The organism is Pseudoalteromonas sp. TB51, assembly GCF_000498055.1.
GTDB lineage: Bacteria > Pseudomonadota > Gammaproteobacteria > Enterobacterales > Alteromonadaceae > Pseudoalteromonas > Pseudoalteromonas atlantica.
Genome location: NZ_AUTO01000172.1, coordinates 1 through 17,404, shown reverse-complemented (window position 1 = coordinate 17,404; position 17,404 = coordinate 1). Strand labels below are relative to the sequence as shown.

Genomic DNA, 17,404 nt, shown 5'->3' with positions numbered 1-17,404 from the left:
GGCTTCATCTTTTGATGGCTATCCGTTAGCAAAGCAAGGGCATGCTGGTAAAGCCTTGGCTATTGCCGCTTACTCCTCATTTATAGGTGGAACTATAGGCGCCATACTACTTATGGTTGCCGCACCTCTACTAGCAAAGGTGTCATTGAGTTTTCAATCTCCTGATTATGTTGTGCTAATGTTTTTAGGCTTAACAGCTATTGCTGCATTTTCAAATAAAGGCCAATTTTTAAAAGCAATGATGATGACAGTATTTGGTTTAATGCTGGCAACGGTAGGTATAGATCCATCCTCGGGCACCGAGCGATTTACCTTTGGACAAGCCGACTTACTCGATGGTATTAGCTTTTTATTAATTGCAATGGCAACGTTTGCACTTGCTGAGGCATTAATTAATGTTGTTAAGCCAGAGAAGAAAGATGCTAAAAGTCTTAATGATTCAGATGCGCCGCAAATAGGTTCAACTAAATTAACAAAAGACGAAGTTAAAGATATGGCGCCGGTTGTTGGCCGTTCGTCATTTTTAGGATTTATTGTTGGTGTTTTACCTGGCGCAGGAGCCACTATTGCAAGCTTTATGGCCTATGCCACTGAGCGAAATTTGGCACCTAAAGGCCTAAAAGAAAAATTTGGAAAAGGCTCTTTACGTGGTCTTGCCGCTCCTGAGTCTGCAAATAATGCAGCATGCACAGGCTCATTTGTACCTTTATTAACATTGGGGATTCCAGGCTCTGGCACGACGGCCATAATGCTAGGAGCATTAATAGCATATGGTATTCAGCCAGGCCCTATGCTCATGCAAGAAAACCCAAGTGTATTTTGGTCTGTCATTGTAAGCATGTATTTTGGCAACATTGTTTTATTGATTTTAAACTTACCTCTCATTCCTTATTTTGCAAAAGTATTGGCAATGCCAAAGTCGGTATTAACCATTATGATTTTGTTCTTTAGCTTAATTGGCGTGTACTTGGTGTCGTTTAACACATTCGACTTATTTATGATGGTTGGTGTTGCCTTGGTTGCGTTAATATTACGCCTATTGGCCTTTCCAATGGCTCCTTTGTTACTTGGCTTTATTTTAGGTGATATGATTGAGCGAAACTTTCGTCGCTCAATGATGATTTCGGATGGCTCTTTAAGCTTTTTATGGGATAGGCCACTCACATTAAGTATTTTTATACTTTCTATTTTAGTGTTGTTGTTCCCATTAAAAGATTATTTGAAGCAGCGCCGTGCGGATAAAACAGCTTCTAGGTTACAGCAAGAGCAAGCTTAATAAGGACGTTAATGACAAACACCAACAAACCAAGCCCATTGCAGAGCATGGTAAAAAAACCTAAACGATTAGAAACACGTTTAATTATTTGGGTAACTGGGCTATGTGTTTTACAAGCAATATTGTTTGGGGCGTTGGTGTATCAGCTTACGGCGCAAAGTTTACATAATCACATAGGTGATAAAGCACTCGCTGTAGCAAGTAGTGTCGCAACACGAACTGATGTAATAAATGCGTTAGAGGGAAAAGGTGATATAACAGCATTTAATTTGCAAATAGAGAGCCTTACGGAGCTAACAAGCGCTGATTTTATAGTGGTTGGCGATATTAATGCACTGCGTATTATACATCCTGATGAGCACAAAGTTGGCAAACCTATGGTTGGAGGTGATAGTCAGGAGGCCCTTCAAGGCGAGCGCTATATATCGGTAGCTCATGGCAGCATGGGGGAGTCAATTCGCGGTAAAGTACCTGTATATAATGCTAACAATGAAATTATAGGCCTAGTGTCTGTTGGTTTTTTGGTGCAATCAATTGATCCGCTTATTTTATCTCGTAGTGCTGAAATACTTATTTGGGGGCTGATGCTTGTTGGTTTAAGTATTATTGCCGCGGTTTATATTGGTCAACGAGTACGTAATGCTATATTTGGTTTGCAACCAGATGAGATAGCAAGATTATTTTCAGAGCAGGATGCTATTTTAAATACTGTACGTAGCGGCATTATTGCACTGGAACCTGATGGAACCGTGCGTAAACTAAATCAACGTGCCTGTGAAATTCTTGATAAGCCTACATCTACAATCCATAAAAACCTTACTCTAGAAGACCTATTGCCTGAGCATGCTGAGTTTTTACTGCGCAATCAAAGCCGCAAAATTGTTGGGTTTGAGTTATTTGCTGCAGATAAACGAATTATTTTGTCGCGGTTTTCTTTACAAGTTCAAGGTCAGGATGATGGTATTCTGCTCAGTATGCGCCCGTCTGATGAACTGGAATATTTAAGTCAGCAGCTAACAAAAGTACAAGCATTTGCTGAGTTACTTCGTGTTCAAACACATGATTACTCGAATAAATTAAACCTAATTGGTGCTTTAGTACAAATGGGCAAAAACGAGCAAGCAATTGAACTTATAGGGCAGGAAAGTCAGGGTTCTCAAGCACAAATTCACAACTTACTTGAGCGGATTCAAGACCCCGTATTAGCTGGTTTATTGGTGGGAAAATACCACAAAGCACGAGAGCTTAATGTTGCTCTTGAGCTTAACCAAGATAGTTTGCTTGGTGTTATAGAACGTAAGGATATGCTTGAACGAGTGGTTTCTATTTTAGGCAATTTAATAGATAACGCCATTGAAGCTGCTATTAGATCATCTGATACTCGCCCTGCTAAAGTAAGGGTAACAGTTGACGAAACCAGTCAAACTTTATTGTTTGATGTGGAAGATACAGGGTTTGGTTTAGGCTCTGATCATGAAGTCATTTTTACGCCTCAATTTAGTTCTAAGTCTGGGGCGCAACACGGTATTGGTTTGTACTTAGTAAAAACCAATTTAGACTCCTGCCGTGGTAGTTTAGAAATTGGTGAGTCGGATTTATTAGGGGCGCGGTTAAGTGTTTACATTCCAAAATAATAAGAGTAATTAAGCAATGACCTATTCTGTAATTATAATTGAAGACGAAGTTGAAGTTGCACAGCTAATTGCCCAGTACTTATTACTGCCGGGGGGCGCTGCGGGAAGTCAAATTGCAAAACAGAGTTTACGCCAAGGACAGTACCAAGTGGTTGGAATTGCAGGTAATTTAAGTACTGCAACAGCTCTGTTGCAAGCGATAGAGGCAGATCTTATTCTACTCGATATACATTTACCTGATGGTAACGGACTCGATTTATTATCAGATTTACGGCGTCGTGAAATTAAGAGCGAAGTGATGCTACTAACGGCTGCCAAAGAAGTTGAAACACTTGAAAAAGCAATGCAACTTGGTGCCTGTGACTTTTTAGTTAAACCGTTAATGTTAAATAGATTAGATCAAGCTCTTTCGCGCTTTGAGGCGCGTCAACAGTGTTTTTCTGATGCAAACGAAGTGACCCAATCAATGGTTGATGTGTTATTCGGCTCAAAAGAGAAAAAGCAGGGTGCTATTAGGCTGCCTAAAGGCGTTGACCAGCTTACATTGCAAAAAATCCATGATGCATTCGTACAGCATGATTCAAGTGCATTTACTGCTCAGCAAATGGGCGATTTAGTGGGTGTAAGCCGCTCAACTGCTCGTCGCTATTTAGAGTTTTTATTAGAGTCTGAAAAGTTAAGTGCTGATCAAAGCTACGGTAGTATTGGCAGGCCAGAGCGTTGTTACAAAATAATTAAGTAACTGAGTGTCCTTCAGATTACAAGAATAAAACATAACCTTTTTAATGGTTTACATAATAATCAGTGCTATTTAACCAGTGCTTGATGTAAATCTAGAAAAATTTTATTGAATTGATTGCATTTTAAGCGACTTGTATGGTGATGTTCGCTTTAAGTAATGCTATACTCCCGCCGAATAATTTATCGACTTTATTAAGAGTAAAATAATGGCAGATTTATCGAAGTACAGAAACATTGGTATTTTCGCGCACGTTGATGCGGGTAAAACCACTACTACTGAGCGTATCCTAAAGCTTACAGGTACTATCCATAAAACAGGTGAGGTTCATGATGGTGAATCTACTACTGACTTCATGGATCAAGAAGCTGAGCGCGGTATTACTATCCAGTCTGCGGCAGTAAGCTGTTTCTGGAAAGATCACCGTTTCAACGTTATCGATACTCCTGGACACGTTGACTTCACAGTTGAAGTTTACCGTTCACTTAAAGTATTAGACGGCGGTGTTGGTGTATTCTGTGGTTCTGGTGGTGTTGAGCCACAATCAGAAACTAACTGGCGTTACGCTAACGAATCAGAAGTTGCACGTATTATCTTCGTAAACAAATTAGACCGTATGGGTGCTGATTTTTACCGTGTAACTGAGCAAGTACGTAAAGTACTTGGTGCTGTACCACTAGTTATGACTTTACCAATCGGTATTGAAGATGACTTCGTTGGTGTTGTAGACGTTCTTACTAAAAAAGCATACGTTTGGGATGACACTGGTCTTCCTGAAAACTACGAAATCACAGACGTTCCTGCAGACATGGTTGACAAAGTAGACGAATACCATGAAATGCTTATCGAAACTGCTGTAGAGCAAGACGATGACCTAATGGAAGCGTACATGGAAGGTGAAGTACCTTCAGTTGAAGATATCAAGCGTTGTATCCGTAAAGGTACTCGTGACCTTGCTTTCTTCCCTACATTCTGTGGTTCTGCATTCAAAAACAAAGGTGTTCAACTAGTACTTGACGCTGTTGTTGATTACTTACCATCTCCTACAGAAGTTGACCCTCAACCTCTTATGGATGAAGAAGGTAACGAAACTGGCGAGCATGCAATCGTATCTGCTGATGAGTCTTTCAAAGCATTAGCATTTAAGATCATGGATGACCGTTTTGGTGCATTAACATTCGTACGTATTTACTCAGGTAAACTTAACAAGGGTGACACTATCCTTAACTCGTTTACTGGTAAAACAGAGCGTGTTGGCCGTATGGTTGAGATGCAAGCTGACGAACGTAAAGAGTTAACTAGCGCACAAGCTGGTGACATCATTGCAATCGTAGGTATGAAAAACGTTCAAACTGGTCACACTCTATGTGATCCGAAAGACAAAGTAACTCTAGAGCCAATGGTATTCCCAACTCCAGTAATCTCGATTGCTGTACAGCCTAAAGATAAAGGCGGTAATGAGAAAATGGGTATTGCTATCGGTAAAATGGTTGCAGAAGATCCGTCTTTCCAAGTTGAGACTGATGAAGATTCAGGCGAAACTATCCTTAAAGGTATGGGTGAGCTTCACTTAGATATCAAAGTAGATATCCTTAAGCGTACTTACGGCGTAGACCTTATTGTTGGTCAACCACAGGTTGCTTACCGTGAAACTATCACTCGTGAAATCGAAGATAGCTACACGCATAAGAAACAATCTGGTGGTTCTGGTCAGTTCGGTAAAATTGATTACCGCATCAAGCCAGGCGAAGCGAATTCAGGCTTCACGTTCACTTCATCAGTTGTTGGTGGTAACGTACCGAAAGAATTCTGGCCTGCAGTTGAGAAAGGCTTCAAGTCAATGATGAACGAAGGTGTTCTAGCTGGCTTCCCAGTACTTGACGTTGAAGTAGAGCTTTTCGACGGTGGCTTCCACGCCGTGGATTCATCTGCAATCGCATTCGAAATCGCTGCTAAAGGCGCTTTCCGTCAATCGATCCCTAAAGCGGGCGCACAACTTCTTGAGCCAATCATGAAAGTTGACGTGTTCACTCCAGAAGATCACGTTGGTGACGTAATCGGTGACCTTAACCGTCGTCGTGGTATGCTAAGCGACCAAGAAGCTGGTTTAACTGGCGTTCGCATTAAAGCAGACGTTCCGCTATCAGAAATGTTTGGTTACATCGGTTCACTACGTACAATGACATCAGGTCGTGGTCAGTTCTCTATGGAGTTCTCACACTACGCAGCATGTCCACAAAACGTAGCTGACACTGTAATCGCTGCAGAAAAAGAGAAAAAAGCAGCTAAGTAATTAGCTCTGTAACTCTTTAAAAAAACCCGCACATGTTGCGGGTTTTTTATTGCCTACAGTTGTAGTTTTTTAGTATTGGGTTTGGCTTATTTAATAGTCTTATATGATTAGTTAATGAAGTGCCTTATTTATAAACTTATTATGCTTTAACGTAAGTTGCTGTAATAGAAGTAGTATTTTTCATTGATTATAACTTGATGTATTTACTTAGACTTATTGCCGTGTGCAAGTGTCTACTGTAGAATACTGGCACTTTTAGATTAGTAATCTAAAAGTTGATAAGGAAGTCTCCGAAGAAGAGACGTTTACTATATTTCATTTTATATAAGACGTAAATTCATGAACTCGATAAAACTTACCCCTAACTGGCCGCTGCAATTTACAAAGTGTGCTGCGGTACTCGTACTTTTGTTTGTTATAAAAAGTGTGTTTGCAATTACTCTAAAAGCGGCTTTTCTATTATTATTACCGTTAATAGGAGTAATAATAATCTTTAATTTTATCCACCTTCGATTCTTACACTGTTACCAAGCAGGTATAAACTATACTCGCTTTATGCGCGAACAATATATAAATAGCGAAGAAATAAAGTCTATTTCATTTAAATCATTATTTATTTGTACCATATTTAAGGTTGAGCTAGAAAATGGTAAAAATTACCATTTTTATAATTGGCGATTATCAGCCGATGAAAAAGCGAATATAGTTAGGTTATATAAAAATAAGGTAGATTGTAAAGTCGACTATATTAGCTCATGCAGAGCGTGAGGTTAGCCTTTGTATAATTGGCATTTTATAAATAAAAAGGAGCAATCATGCTCCTTTTTGTATTTAGTGCGTGCCCATTGCGCTAATTAAACTTCTTAATTGCTTTAGCTCTTAGCGCTTTCATCTTTGGCAAGCGAGGCTTATTAAAGCTTTGTATTGGCATAACCACTAAATGCTCTTGTGGCAGGGCTGGCACCGTTTTAGGGTATTGCCCAGGCTCTGGTACCGAAATCTCTTTTAAATGCACTTTAAGGTTGTTTAGCATAGGGTCGTTATCAACTTCGCTAGGGCAAATAAATATTCCCATTTTACGCAGTTGCCCACCTAACTTAATGCTACTGGTGTAGCGTATTATTGGCGCTCCAAGTAATAGACCGAGTAATATAGGCGATAACCACCAAAAGAACACTGGCGTAAAGTAATAGGCTGTAGCGCCCCATACTATGGCAACCAAGGTAGAAAATAGTGTGTAATTAAACGCCTCTTTCCACGGTACCATGCGGCCTTCGCGCGGTTGTGCATCCCACTTAACTTTTTTACCCAAAAATACACACACTACAAAGTAAGCATGAAACACCATCATAAGTGGTGCCACAATAATGGCAAATACAGTCTCTATTATTGAGCCTAATATTAATTTAAACGAGCCGCCAAAGCGCTTATTTCTGTGCACTAGCGTGACAATTACACCCATTAATTTAGGCACCAATAATATAATAATGGTTAAATAAAGTAGTGAATCAATTAGGTCTGTTTTAGCTATTTGCCACGTTGGGAATAACTGATAAACCCGATTAAAGTACACATCGCTATTTAATGCACGTGTTACCGCATCTATGGTGCTTAGTGCCAGCATAGATAACCAAATAAGTGATGAAATATAAGCGGTTGCGCCTAATAAAAAGTGAAACTTACTCATTAACTTTAATTTAGACGAGCCTAATAAGCCAAGGTGCTGAATGTTACCTTGCACCCAACGTCTGTCGCGTATGGCATAATCTAAAATGTTACTTGGTACTTCTTCGTAGCTACCTTCAATATCGCTAAGTAATAAAACATCCCAGCCTGCACTGTGCAGTAGTGAAGCTTCTACAAAGTCATGACTTAAAATTTCGCCACCAAAGGGGGCATTGCCTTCAAGCGTAGGTAAACCACAATAGTTAATAAATGCTTCAACACGAATAATGGCATTGTGGCCCCAATAATTAGCTTTGTCGGTTTGCCAAAAAGCAGACCCCGTTGCCAGCATTGGGCTGTAAAGCACTGAGGCAAATTGTAAAAAACGACCAAAGTAGGTGTCTTGACGAACTGGAATAGGGATAGTTTGAATTAAGCCAGCTTGCGGGTTGTTGATCATGCTTGTGGTCAGCTCTAGCATACATTTACCCGTCATTACGCTGTCGGCATCAAGTACAATCATGTGATCGTATTGGCTGCCCCAGCGCTCGCAAAAGTCGGTTAAGTTACCTACTTTACGGTGTTTATTATCTTCGCGGCGTCGATAGAAAACCTGTTTTGCAGTATCGCCTAAACGCTCACATAAAGCATGCCATGCGCTTAGCTCGTTTTGTGCTATTTCAGGGTCTTGCGTGTCGCTAAGTAAATAAAAGTCAAAATTGGCAAGTTGCCCTGTCTCTTTTAGCGATTGTAAGCTCACTTCAAAGCCGGCAATAACACGGTGTGTGTCTTCGTTATAAATAGGCATAACTACCGCGGTTTTTTGCTGTGCAAGCGCGGCATTATCAAACTCGATAGGCTTAATGCGTCTTAGGGTGAGCGGGTCAATACGAAATAATTGCAGTACAAATCCTATCGTGCCGCTACAAAATGCCGTAACAATCCATGCAAAGGTTATTGAAAATAAAACCAATAGCGCATATTCAAGCAAGGTCATTCCGTTTGAGCTTAAAATTTCAAACATAATGGAGATGCCGTACCCTGAAACAGTGAGTGCAGCAATAGCAAATAACCATACGCGCAGTGTTTTGAATGGCATGGGTGTGCCCTTTACTTTATTACTTGATGTCATTTGGGTACCAAACATAGCTCCATACCTCACTAATTTCTTTATCACGAAGTTTTAACGATAAACGCATATCTACGGGTTGATCGTCCTGTGGTGCAATTTTAAACGCTACTCGCCAACCAAGAGATTTAGGAAGTTTTTGCACTGTTACATCCCTTACTTCACCTGTTGTAAGCTGAATGTCGGCTTCAAGTGTTAGCTTCTCAGACAGGTTGTTTAAATCGGGGCCTGCAAAGTCAACGGTAAACTGGCGATGGCTTTGCGGTGGTGGATTATCTTCACCTGGCAGCGCTGCGCTACCTATACGTGTGCGTGTTACACGCGCCTTTTGGTGTTGAGTTAAATGGGCGTTAAAGGTGCTCATTTTGTAGCTTAGCTTTAATGAATCACCAGCTTTCATTGGCTTTTCAGGCACCCAGTAACTCACTATATTGTCGTTCGTTTCTGTATCTGTTGGTATTTCTACTAGCTCAACTCGGCCATTTCCCCATTCACCTTTTGGCTCTATCCACAGGCTTGGACGGTCGTGGTAGTGCGCTTCAGTATCTAGGTAATTGTTAAAGTCACGGTCTCGCTGTGCTAAACCAAACCCCTTAGGGTTGGTGTATGAAAACGACGTAACGCTTAACTGTGTTGGGTTGTTAAGCGGGCGCCATACCCATTTGTTATCAGCTGACTGTGTTAATAAGCCGTCTGAGTCGTGCACTTCTGGGCGGTAGTCATCAAAAAACTTAGTGCTGTTTTCACCGTGGTAAAACATACTTGTTAAAGGGGCTACGCCTAGCTTTTTAATATCTTTACGGGCAAAAATTTGCATATCAACATCAACTAACATGCTGGTTGTTGGGTCAATATCAAATTTGTAAGCGCCTGATAACGAAGGGCTATCAAGCAATGCAAAAATAGTGATGTTAGTTTGCTCAGCCTGAGGCTTAACAAGCCAAAACTCTTTAAACATGGGGAATTCTTCACCCGATGTTTCGGCGGTATCGATTGCTAATCCACGTGCTGATAAACCATATACTTGATTAGGGCCAACAACTCTAAAATAAGAGGCCCCTTGAAACACCATTACCTCATCTTTGTATTCGTTTGTGTTAATTGGGTAATGTAAGCGAAAGCCTGCATGGCCTAGTTGCGTGCCGGCTACGCTTTTTGCTATTTCGTCTTTTAAAGGGGCGGCCGTGCCATCGTATTGATAAAAATCAGTACTAAAAGGTAGGCGATTACGTTTTGAGTCACCTTCTACGGTATTAATTGTTACCGGTGTTTTATATAAAAAACCAGGGTGAAAGAGTTGTAGCTGATACAGGCCTTCATCTTTCCACACTGATTTGTCCTGCTTAAATCGAATTGAGCGGTAATCTTGGTAATCAATGTTATTTAATGCTTCTAGCTCTATATTTTTTGGAGGTGCATATTCTTGTTCGGCTAGTTTTTTAGCGCGGGCGCTTATTACTTCAAATAGGCTTTCTTGCGGAATTGCTGCATCAACACTTGCTGCTATTGCCTGCGTGCTATAGCCCCAGCCAGAAAAAATAAAAAGTAGACCCAATAATGGCGTTGCTTTTTTCTGCCAAGTAGGAGGTGTTTGGGTTAATTGTTTCATTTCCATTCCTTTATAAAAACACGACTTATTTTTACGCTTAGGGTTTGTTACTTAACTACTACACAAGGGTGACGAACTTATAGTGCAACTTTTAATCCGTAAATAAAGTGTTTACATTTCAACAGTTAAATTTATTAAAAAGGGTTTTAACTACGGCTTATGTGTAAAAAATACTCATTTAATGTATTTGTTGCGCGGCTAATTCTATTAATAGTTAATAAACGGTATGGAAGATATTAAGGGTTGTTTACTGAAGCTTGTCTGAATTACATTTTTATAAGCATAAAAAAAGCCGCAAAAATGCGGCTTTAAAACAAATCACTCGTTATTTTTTCTTAAATCTGCGCACTAATGAAAGTGGCGCTAATAAAAGAGATAACCAAAGCAATGAGCCTGAGTCGTTATCGTCATCACCACGTAGGTTGTTTACTCTTACTACAACCGTTTGTGCTTCAGATACGTTACCTACACTATCCTCTGCTTGTACTGTAAGGGTAATACGATTTTCAAACTCGTAATCTACTTCGCTTGCAACAATTAACTGACCTTGCTCGTTAATTGATACAGAATCGTTACCTGATACGATAAATTTAACCACAGGTGATACATCAGCATTAGGATCGCTAAAATCAAGTGTGCCAATCACAGTGCCTACAGCGCTGTTTTCATCTACTGTGAATATTTGATCAGGTGCAATTACCGGTGTTTGCTCTTCAGGGGTAAGTACTACTTCAGATTTTATATCAACAATCACAGGGTCGTGATCAGATGCACGGTATGGTCCTTCTGCGTAAAGCGTAGATTGATGACCTTCGCTCTTAAACTCTAGGTTGTAATCAAGCACGATAGGCTCATCAGTATTGATATGCCAATCATTTGCTGCAACAACTTTGCTTAGTAAAGACTCGGTTGCTAAAGCATGGTCAAGTCTACCTGCACGGCCAGAGAAGCTATAAGAGTAGCTTAATGTATCGCCATCAAGCTCTGCGACTACGTTTTTATAGCCTTTTTCATCAAACTTACGGATTGGATCTTCCATTGCATAAGCGTTCATATCACCAACAAGAATGATATCTTCGTCATCTACGCCAGTAGGTTTGTTGTCTAACCAATCAGTAAACGCATCAGCAGCTTCGGTACGAATTTCATTCCAACAGCCTTGGCCATCACCTAGGTCGTCGTTGTTATCATCACCACAGCTCCCTTTAGATTTAAGGTGGGCTACAGAAACAGTAAATACTTCATCTGTTGAAAGTGACTTAAAGCTTTGCGCAATAGGTGCACGGTTGCTGTAATCAAACGGGTAATCAGTAGTAATAGCGGCTGTGCCTACTTCTTCTACTTTATCTGCGCGGTAAATAAGGGCTGTGGTGATTTCGTCGGTACCAATTTGGGCTACGTTAAAATCCACAAACGCGTAGTTGTTAGCGCTGTCAGCATCGTTTAATGCATTTACTAAACTTGCTATAGCACTGAACTCACCAAAGCCATCATTTTCAATTTCCATTAAGCCAACAACATCAGCTTGCATTGCACTAATAGCACTTACAAGTTTTGCTTCTTGACGTACAAACTCTTCTTCTGAGTCTGCACCACGGCTAGTAGGGAAACCACCGCCTTGGCCATCACCGTTAAAGTAGTTAAGTACGTTAAAGCTGGCGATTCGTAAATCGGCTTCTTCACTTTGCTCAGGCGCATCTTCACGTGCATTAGTCGCTATAAACTGTGGTGTAACTGTTGGGTGAATGCGATACGTGCTAAAGCTGTATGTAACTACCCCTGTTACCGCATTTACAGTATCGCCGGTACGTAGAGTATTTTCTGCCGATAGGCCTGGCGCTGGGTAAGCCGATGGATCTGAGTTTTGAGCTGTAGAGCCATCATCTAATAAGATTTTTTTAGTCAAGTTAGCCGCTTCAACAGCATTGGCTGCATCACCTGGCAATGCAACTTGAGTGCCTTGGTATAAACGCTCAGTGGCTAGTTCTACTTCACCATAGCGACCTAAGCCGAAGTTGTTAGTAACTACAAGTGTTTGATCTAGGCTCACTAGCATACCTTCATAAGCTTCTAGGTCAGCTTGGCTCTCTAAAGGTAAACTTATTGAGGTTGCAGAGGCCACTTCGTCAGTACCACATACAGCAATTTGTGTTACATCTGCTAGTTGTGTTGAATCATAGTATTCATCAACTGTGCCCTGTACGCGCACGTGGTCACCTACATTTACATCGGTATCAGTAAAGTAAACAAACAAACCTTCAGAGGTCATTGGATCGTTATCTACATCTGCAGCAAGCGAGCTCACAAAGAAACCATCTAAGCCATCTTCACCTTGAAAATCGGCAGTGACAATACCTTCAATTTCAACAAGGGTATCTACTAACGGGCTTGCTTCACCAGAACCTTGCACAGCGCTAATTAGCGTTTTATCTGCGCCACATACAAGCGGTTCTAATGGTTCTGGCTCAGGGTCTGGCGCAGGAGCCGTACCACCATCGCCAGCATGCGAGCCTAAGCCGTCAAAGGTATCCTCATCAAACTGTTCCCATTCATCGCTAGGATTAAAAGTTGCAGTTGAGTCAGTTCGACCCGTTGTGATGCTATTTTTTCTTCGTAAGGTTTTATTTTGAGTTTGTACGGTATCATCAGACCAAAAAGAGCCAGGATCAACACCCACTTGGCCAAAGCTATCAACTACCACACCATCTTTAGTTAAAACAAGGGCATCGTCACCATTGTAGTAAGTTACTGTGCTGGTTATGTCTGCAATATCAAGAATGGCAGCGTCTGCACCGGAGTTTGAAATTATATAGGTGGTATTGGCAGCCAATGTGCCTGATAAATCAATTGAGTTACCTACCGAACTACTACCATTTGAATAAAGTCCTAAAGTATAACCTTCAAGAGAAAGCTCGGTATCAGCATTGTTATAAAGCTCAATCGCTTTATTGTTGCTGCTGCCTTCGATGTATTCAGAAATGATTAGATCGGCGGAGGCTGGTGCACTGAGGCTTGCTAATACAAGCGCCAGTGGCGTTATTTTCGTTTTTAACATTTTTTATTATTCCCGTGTATTTAAATCCCAAAATGGGACACCAGTTTAGGCAATCTAAATGACAAAAAGAATACAAAAATGTTAATGATTGTAAAAAAATTAAGGCGGCGTACCGCCTTTGATAACATGTTTACTTATTTTGCAGCCATTGCGCGGCCTGCTTGGCAAAATACGTTAAAATACCATCCGCTCCGGCGCGTTTAAACGCCAGTAAAGATTCCATAATTGTGGCCTCTTCACTCAACCAGCCGTTATCGATTGCCGCTTTGTGCATTGCATATTCGCCACTGACCTGATATGCGAAAGTAGGTACACCAAATTCATCTTTAACACGACGAACAATATCAAGGTACGGCATACCGGGTTTCACCATCACCATGTCGGCGCCTTCTTGTAAATCAAGTGCTACTTCACGAATTGCCTCATCAGAGTTGGCAGGATCCATTTGATACGTTTTTTTGTCGGCCCCTTTCAAGTTACCTGCAGAGCCAACAGCGTCTCTAAACGGCCCGTAATAGCTAGAGGCATATTTAGCTGAGTAAGCCATTATGCGTGTGTGAATATGTCCATCTGCTTCAAGTGCTTCGCGAATAGCACCAATACGGCCATCCATCATGTCAGAGGGTGCAACCACATCTGCGCCTGCCTCGGCGTGCGAAAGCGCCTGCTTAACAAGAATTTCAGTGGTTATGTCATTAATTACATAACCTTCATCATCAATAATGCCGTCTTGGCCATGAGTAGTGAATGGGTCAAGGGCTACATCGGTAATAACCCCAAGCTCAGGGAAAGCTTCTTTTAAAGCACGAACAGTGCGTTGTGCTAAGCCATCTTCACTGTAGGCTTCTTCGGCCATCAAAGACTTTTTGTCAGCAGGGGTCACCGGAAAAATAGCGACGGCAGGTACACCTAAATCTACAAGCTCTTTAGCTTCTTCAAGCAATAAATCAATTGATAAACGTTCAATTCCTGGCATTGATTCAATTGCTTCGCGGCGGTTTTTACCTTCAAGTACAAATACCGGAAAAATTAAATCGTTTACCGATAGTTGGTTTTCGGCCATTAAACGGCGAGAAAAATCACTGCGGCGCATTCTACGCATGCGGGTATATGGGAAAAGGTCGAGTCCTGATTGGGCCATGTTACTAAGCTCCTACTGTGGAATTGGAAAACTAATTACTTGATTTCGGCCATGTTGTTTAGCGAAATAGAGCGCTTTATCTGCGTCGTCTGTAAATAGCTCAGGGTTACTAATATCGTTTACTACAGCGCTGTTTACGCCAGCACTAATGGTTACTTTTACGGATGTTCCGGCTACGTTTACGGTATTACTCTCTACGGCNATGTCGGCTACAGCGCGTATTACTTGGTCGCCGGTTAAGTGCCCGTAGTTATCATTTACGCGTTTAAACCGGTCTATATCGAGCATAATCATACTCAAAGGCGTTTGTTCACGCCGAGAGCGACGCAGTTCCATCACTAATTTTTTATCAAAAAAGCGACGATTTTTAACTCCGCTCAGCGCGTCTTCCATATTAAGTAGCTCAAGCTCGCGGTTTTTATCCTCTAGTTCGCGCAAAGTGACTTGTAACTCAAAGGTGCGCTCATCAACTAACGACTCTAATTCTTTTTGTGTTTGGGCTTGCAGCGCGAGTCGCTCATTTAATAGTGTATCTTGGGCTGCATTTTCAGCAATCAAGGTTTGTTGAGCAATAACTTGTTCATCACGCTCTAAAATAAAGCGCTTCATAACGCCATAACATAGGCAAAATGTACTACCAAAAAAACATATAAAAACAAAAGCTAAGCTACTTCTACCTAAAGGGTATAAGCCAAATACAGCAATAATAAGGTACACCATAACAAGTAAAAATAGCATGAGTGCAATTAGCAGTGCTTGAATTGGTTTTGAAGGCGCATTTTGCTGGCAGATGTAGGCGCTTACCAAGCAATAAATAATAACAATCGGGCTCGCCAGTAAGCTAAATGGGGTAAACACTGTGCTAGGTAAAGCCCACATAAACAACAGGCTAATTGCGAAAATATTAGCAACAATGGTTTGCCATTTTAGTAGTTTAGAGGCTTTAGGTTGGCACAGTTGTTTTTGTAGCGGCACAAAAGCAAGCGTAGTGAGCATTAGTAAAACTGGTATCATTACTTGCTGTAATGAAGGCGAATTTGGATGAAAATAACGAGCGCCAAAACCGCATAAATAAGCCAGTAGCACACCTAAGGTCAGCGTAATAATACCTGCATAAGCAAAATACAACTTGCGCGAAAACCCATACAAAACCAAGCAACTTATGGCCAATGAAAATAAAAAACCAATGAGTAAGCCATAAATTAAATTAAGTTTACCTTTATGCGCTAGGTAGGCATCTGGTTGCCATAAAGTCAGCGGGATGCGTAGCCCAGCACTGTTGTTAACCTTCATTATTACGGTGCTAATACTATTTGCCGGCAGCCTCAAGGTTGCTAATAAAGATTCACTTTTTATTAGCCGTGATGAGAGCTTAAAGTTATCGCCAGTTTGCATGTGTGAGAGCAGTGCTGAATTATAAAAATGAAAAATTTGCGCTTCATTTAACAGCGGGTTATCGAGCGATAAAATAGGGCTTATATTGTTATTTAAGGTATTTTTAACTGTAAACTTGACCCATACAGGGCGTTGTTCAAACCCTAAATTTAATGGCTTATCACTTACTGTTTGCCAGTCGCTAACCTCATGGTAGGCATTGTTTGCTGTGGTGGGCGTAAACGAATAGCTCAGGGTGTCTATTTTTATTGATTTAAAATTTTCAGAAATTACGGGGTTTGCAACACTGCAAAATGAACAAAGGAGCATAAATAGGCTAAATAGCGCCTTTGGGCTTGTCATTAGCGACTTGCTATATCAAATAAGCTATAAAAGTTAGCCGTACTATGGGCGGCAATAGTACTTGGTTCAACGTTATAAAGCTTAGCGAGTGTTTCACACACATAACTAAGATAGGCGGGCTCATTTTTACGTGATTTTGGTTTAGGGGTTATTGTGCGTGGAATTAAAAAAGGCGCATCGGTTTCTATTAATAACCGCTCAAGCGGGATACTTGGCACCAATTGTTGCAATGCTTTACCGCGGCGCTCGTCACACACCCACCCAGTAATGCCAATATAAAGGCCTAATTCTAAATAGTCTTTAAGTGCTTGGGCATTGCCTGTAAAGCAATGCAGCACACCACGTACGTTATAGTTAGCCAAAATATTTAGCATATCTTCGCTTGCGTCACGTTCGTGTAAATAAACAGGTAGGTTTAGTTTTTCGGCTAACGCTAACTGGCGTTTTAATACGCTGCGCTGAATATCGCGAGGAGAAAAATCGCGATTATAATCAAGCCCACACTCACCAATGGCCACAACGCAATCGTTACTAGCAAGCTGCGTTAAAGTGGTTTCAAGTTCATCGGTGGCGTCTTTAGCGTCATGTGGATGCACGCCAGCAGTAGAAAACTGATTATATTGTTTTGCTAATGCAAGCGATTGTTCGCTACTAGGCACATCGCAGCCGATCAGTAACATAGCTTGCACGCCCGCGGCATTTGCGCGGGCAATAATGGCCTGATGCTCACCTTCAAACTGGTGATTGGTTAAATTAACGCCGGCATCAACTAACGTGTAGGTCATTACTGAGTGCGCTTCACACGGATTGAGCGGTTTTGACCATCTTTACGAAGTAAAAAAGAATTAAATACACCGCGGCTAATAACCACTGTGTCTGACTCTTTTAATTTAAGACTGTCAGAGCCAATTTGACGCCATTGCTGATCGTTATCAAGGGTAATAATGAGCTCGCCATAAGGAGCTTTTCTAACTGATGATACTGACGCTGTGATATTTTCGTCTTTATCTTTAGTGATCTCTTTATGCTCAAGGCCAAAATCATCTGCTTTAGCAGCAGGCGCTGCTTTAGAAACAGCTGCAACAGGTGCACTTACGTTTGGCGATACATTGGTTACGGCTTTTGG

At 41.2% G+C, this 17,404-nt stretch carries 10 protein-coding genes and 1 pseudogene; 4 read left to right on the top strand and 7 right to left on the bottom strand.

From position 1 onward, the window contains the following. The 4 genes from L650_RS0109020 to fusA all read left to right on the top strand — a co-directional run. Nucleotides 1-1,276: tripartite tricarboxylate transporter permease (locus L650_RS0109020; RefSeq protein WP_085065454.1), on the top strand; the 1,276-nt coding region annotated here is incomplete at its 5' end. Nucleotides 1,277-1,287: 11 nt separating this feature from the next. After that, nucleotides 1,288-2,910, top strand: coding sequence for a sensor histidine kinase (locus L650_RS0109015; protein ID WP_085065453.1), 1,623 nt, complete (start codon nucleotides 1,288-1,290; stop codon nucleotides 2,908-2,910). A gap of 16 nt (nucleotides 2,911-2,926) precedes the next feature. Continuing rightward, nucleotides 2,927-3,652, top strand: coding sequence for a response regulator (locus L650_RS0109010; RefSeq protein ID WP_004587464.1), 726 nt, complete (start codon nucleotides 2,927-2,929; stop codon nucleotides 3,650-3,652). A 205-nt stretch (nucleotides 3,653-3,857) separates the two neighbouring features. Further along, nucleotides 3,858-5,942 carry an elongation factor G gene (gene fusA / locus L650_RS0109005; protein WP_029772901.1) on the top strand — a complete coding sequence of 695 codons (2,085 nt, stop codon included), beginning with the start codon at nucleotides 3,858-3,860 and terminating at the stop codon, nucleotides 5,940-5,942. Between the two features lie 850 nt (nucleotides 5,943-6,792). On the opposite strand, the gene mdoH is transcribed toward fusA, so the two are convergent. The 7 genes and pseudogenes from mdoH to L650_RS0108965 form a co-directional block, all read right to left on the bottom strand. Then, entirely contained in the window at nucleotides 6,793-8,754 is a 1,962-nt protein-coding gene (gene mdoH, locus L650_RS0108995) for a glucans biosynthesis glucosyltransferase MdoH (protein ID WP_029772899.1), read from the bottom strand. Then, on the bottom strand, nucleotides 8,726-10,345 hold the full coding sequence (locus L650_RS0108990; RefSeq protein ID WP_029772898.1) for a glucan biosynthesis protein: 1,620 nt from the start codon (nucleotides 10,343-10,345) through the stop codon (nucleotides 8,726-8,728). Before L650_RS0108990 ends, mdoH begins: the two co-directional genes overlap by 29 nt. A gap of 325 nt (nucleotides 10,346-10,670) precedes the next feature. Next, nucleotides 10,671-13,400 (bottom strand): ExeM/NucH family extracellular endonuclease, encoded by a 2,730-nt coding sequence (locus L650_RS0108985; protein ID WP_029772897.1) that lies wholly within the window; start codon nucleotides 13,398-13,400, stop codon nucleotides 10,671-10,673. 130 nt (nucleotides 13,401-13,530) lie between these two features. Then, a complete protein-coding gene (gene hemB, locus L650_RS0108980; protein ID WP_029772896.1) occupies nucleotides 13,531-14,541 on the bottom strand; it encodes a porphobilinogen synthase in 1,011 nt (336 codons plus the stop codon). A gap of 12 nt (nucleotides 14,542-14,553) precedes the next feature. Then, entirely contained in the window at nucleotides 14,554-16,278 is a 1,725-nt protein-coding gene (locus L650_RS0108975; RefSeq protein WP_029772895.1) for a diguanylate cyclase, read from the bottom strand. Further along, nucleotides 16,278-17,063: a TatD family hydrolase gene (locus L650_RS0108970; protein WP_029772894.1), complete on the bottom strand. Its 786-nt coding sequence runs from the start codon at nucleotides 17,061-17,063 to the stop codon at nucleotides 16,278-16,280. Before L650_RS0108970 ends, L650_RS0108975 begins: the two co-directional genes overlap by 1 nt. Then, a pseudogene (locus L650_RS0108965) lies at nucleotides 17,063-17,404 on the bottom strand (hypothetical protein); the annotation flags it as partial. The gene L650_RS0108970 and the pseudogene L650_RS0108965, both read right to left, overlap by 1 nt.

What these genes read in the sequence shown, in the direction of transcription:
- L650_RS0109015 (WP_085065453.1), top strand. Translation starts at nt 1,288, where the DNA reads ATGACAAACACCAACAAACCAAGCCCATTGCAGAGCATGGTAAAAAAA.
- L650_RS0109010 (WP_004587464.1), top strand. Translation starts at nt 2,927, where the DNA reads ATGACCTATTCTGTAATTATAATTGAAGACGAAGTTGAAGTTGCACAG.
- fusA (WP_029772901.1), top strand. Translation starts at nt 3,858, where the DNA reads ATGGCAGATTTATCGAAGTACAGAAACATTGGTATTTTCGCGCACGTT.
- mdoH (WP_029772899.1), bottom strand. Translation starts at nt 8,754, where the DNA reads ATGTTTGGTACCCAAATGACATCAAGTAATAAAGTAAAGGGCACACCC.
- L650_RS0108990 (WP_029772898.1), bottom strand. Translation starts at nt 10,345, where the DNA reads ATGAAACAATTAACCCAAACACCTCCTACTTGGCAGAAAAAAGCAACG.
- L650_RS0108985 (WP_029772897.1), bottom strand. Translation starts at nt 13,400, where the DNA reads ATGTTAAAAACGAAAATAACGCCACTGGCGCTTGTATTAGCAAGCCTC.
- hemB (WP_029772896.1), bottom strand. Translation starts at nt 14,541, where the DNA reads ATGGCCCAATCAGGACTCGACCTTTTCCCATATACCCGCATGCGTAGA.
- L650_RS0108970 (WP_029772894.1), bottom strand. Translation starts at nt 17,063, where the DNA reads ATGACCTACACGTTAGTTGATGCCGGCGTTAATTTAACCAATCACCAG.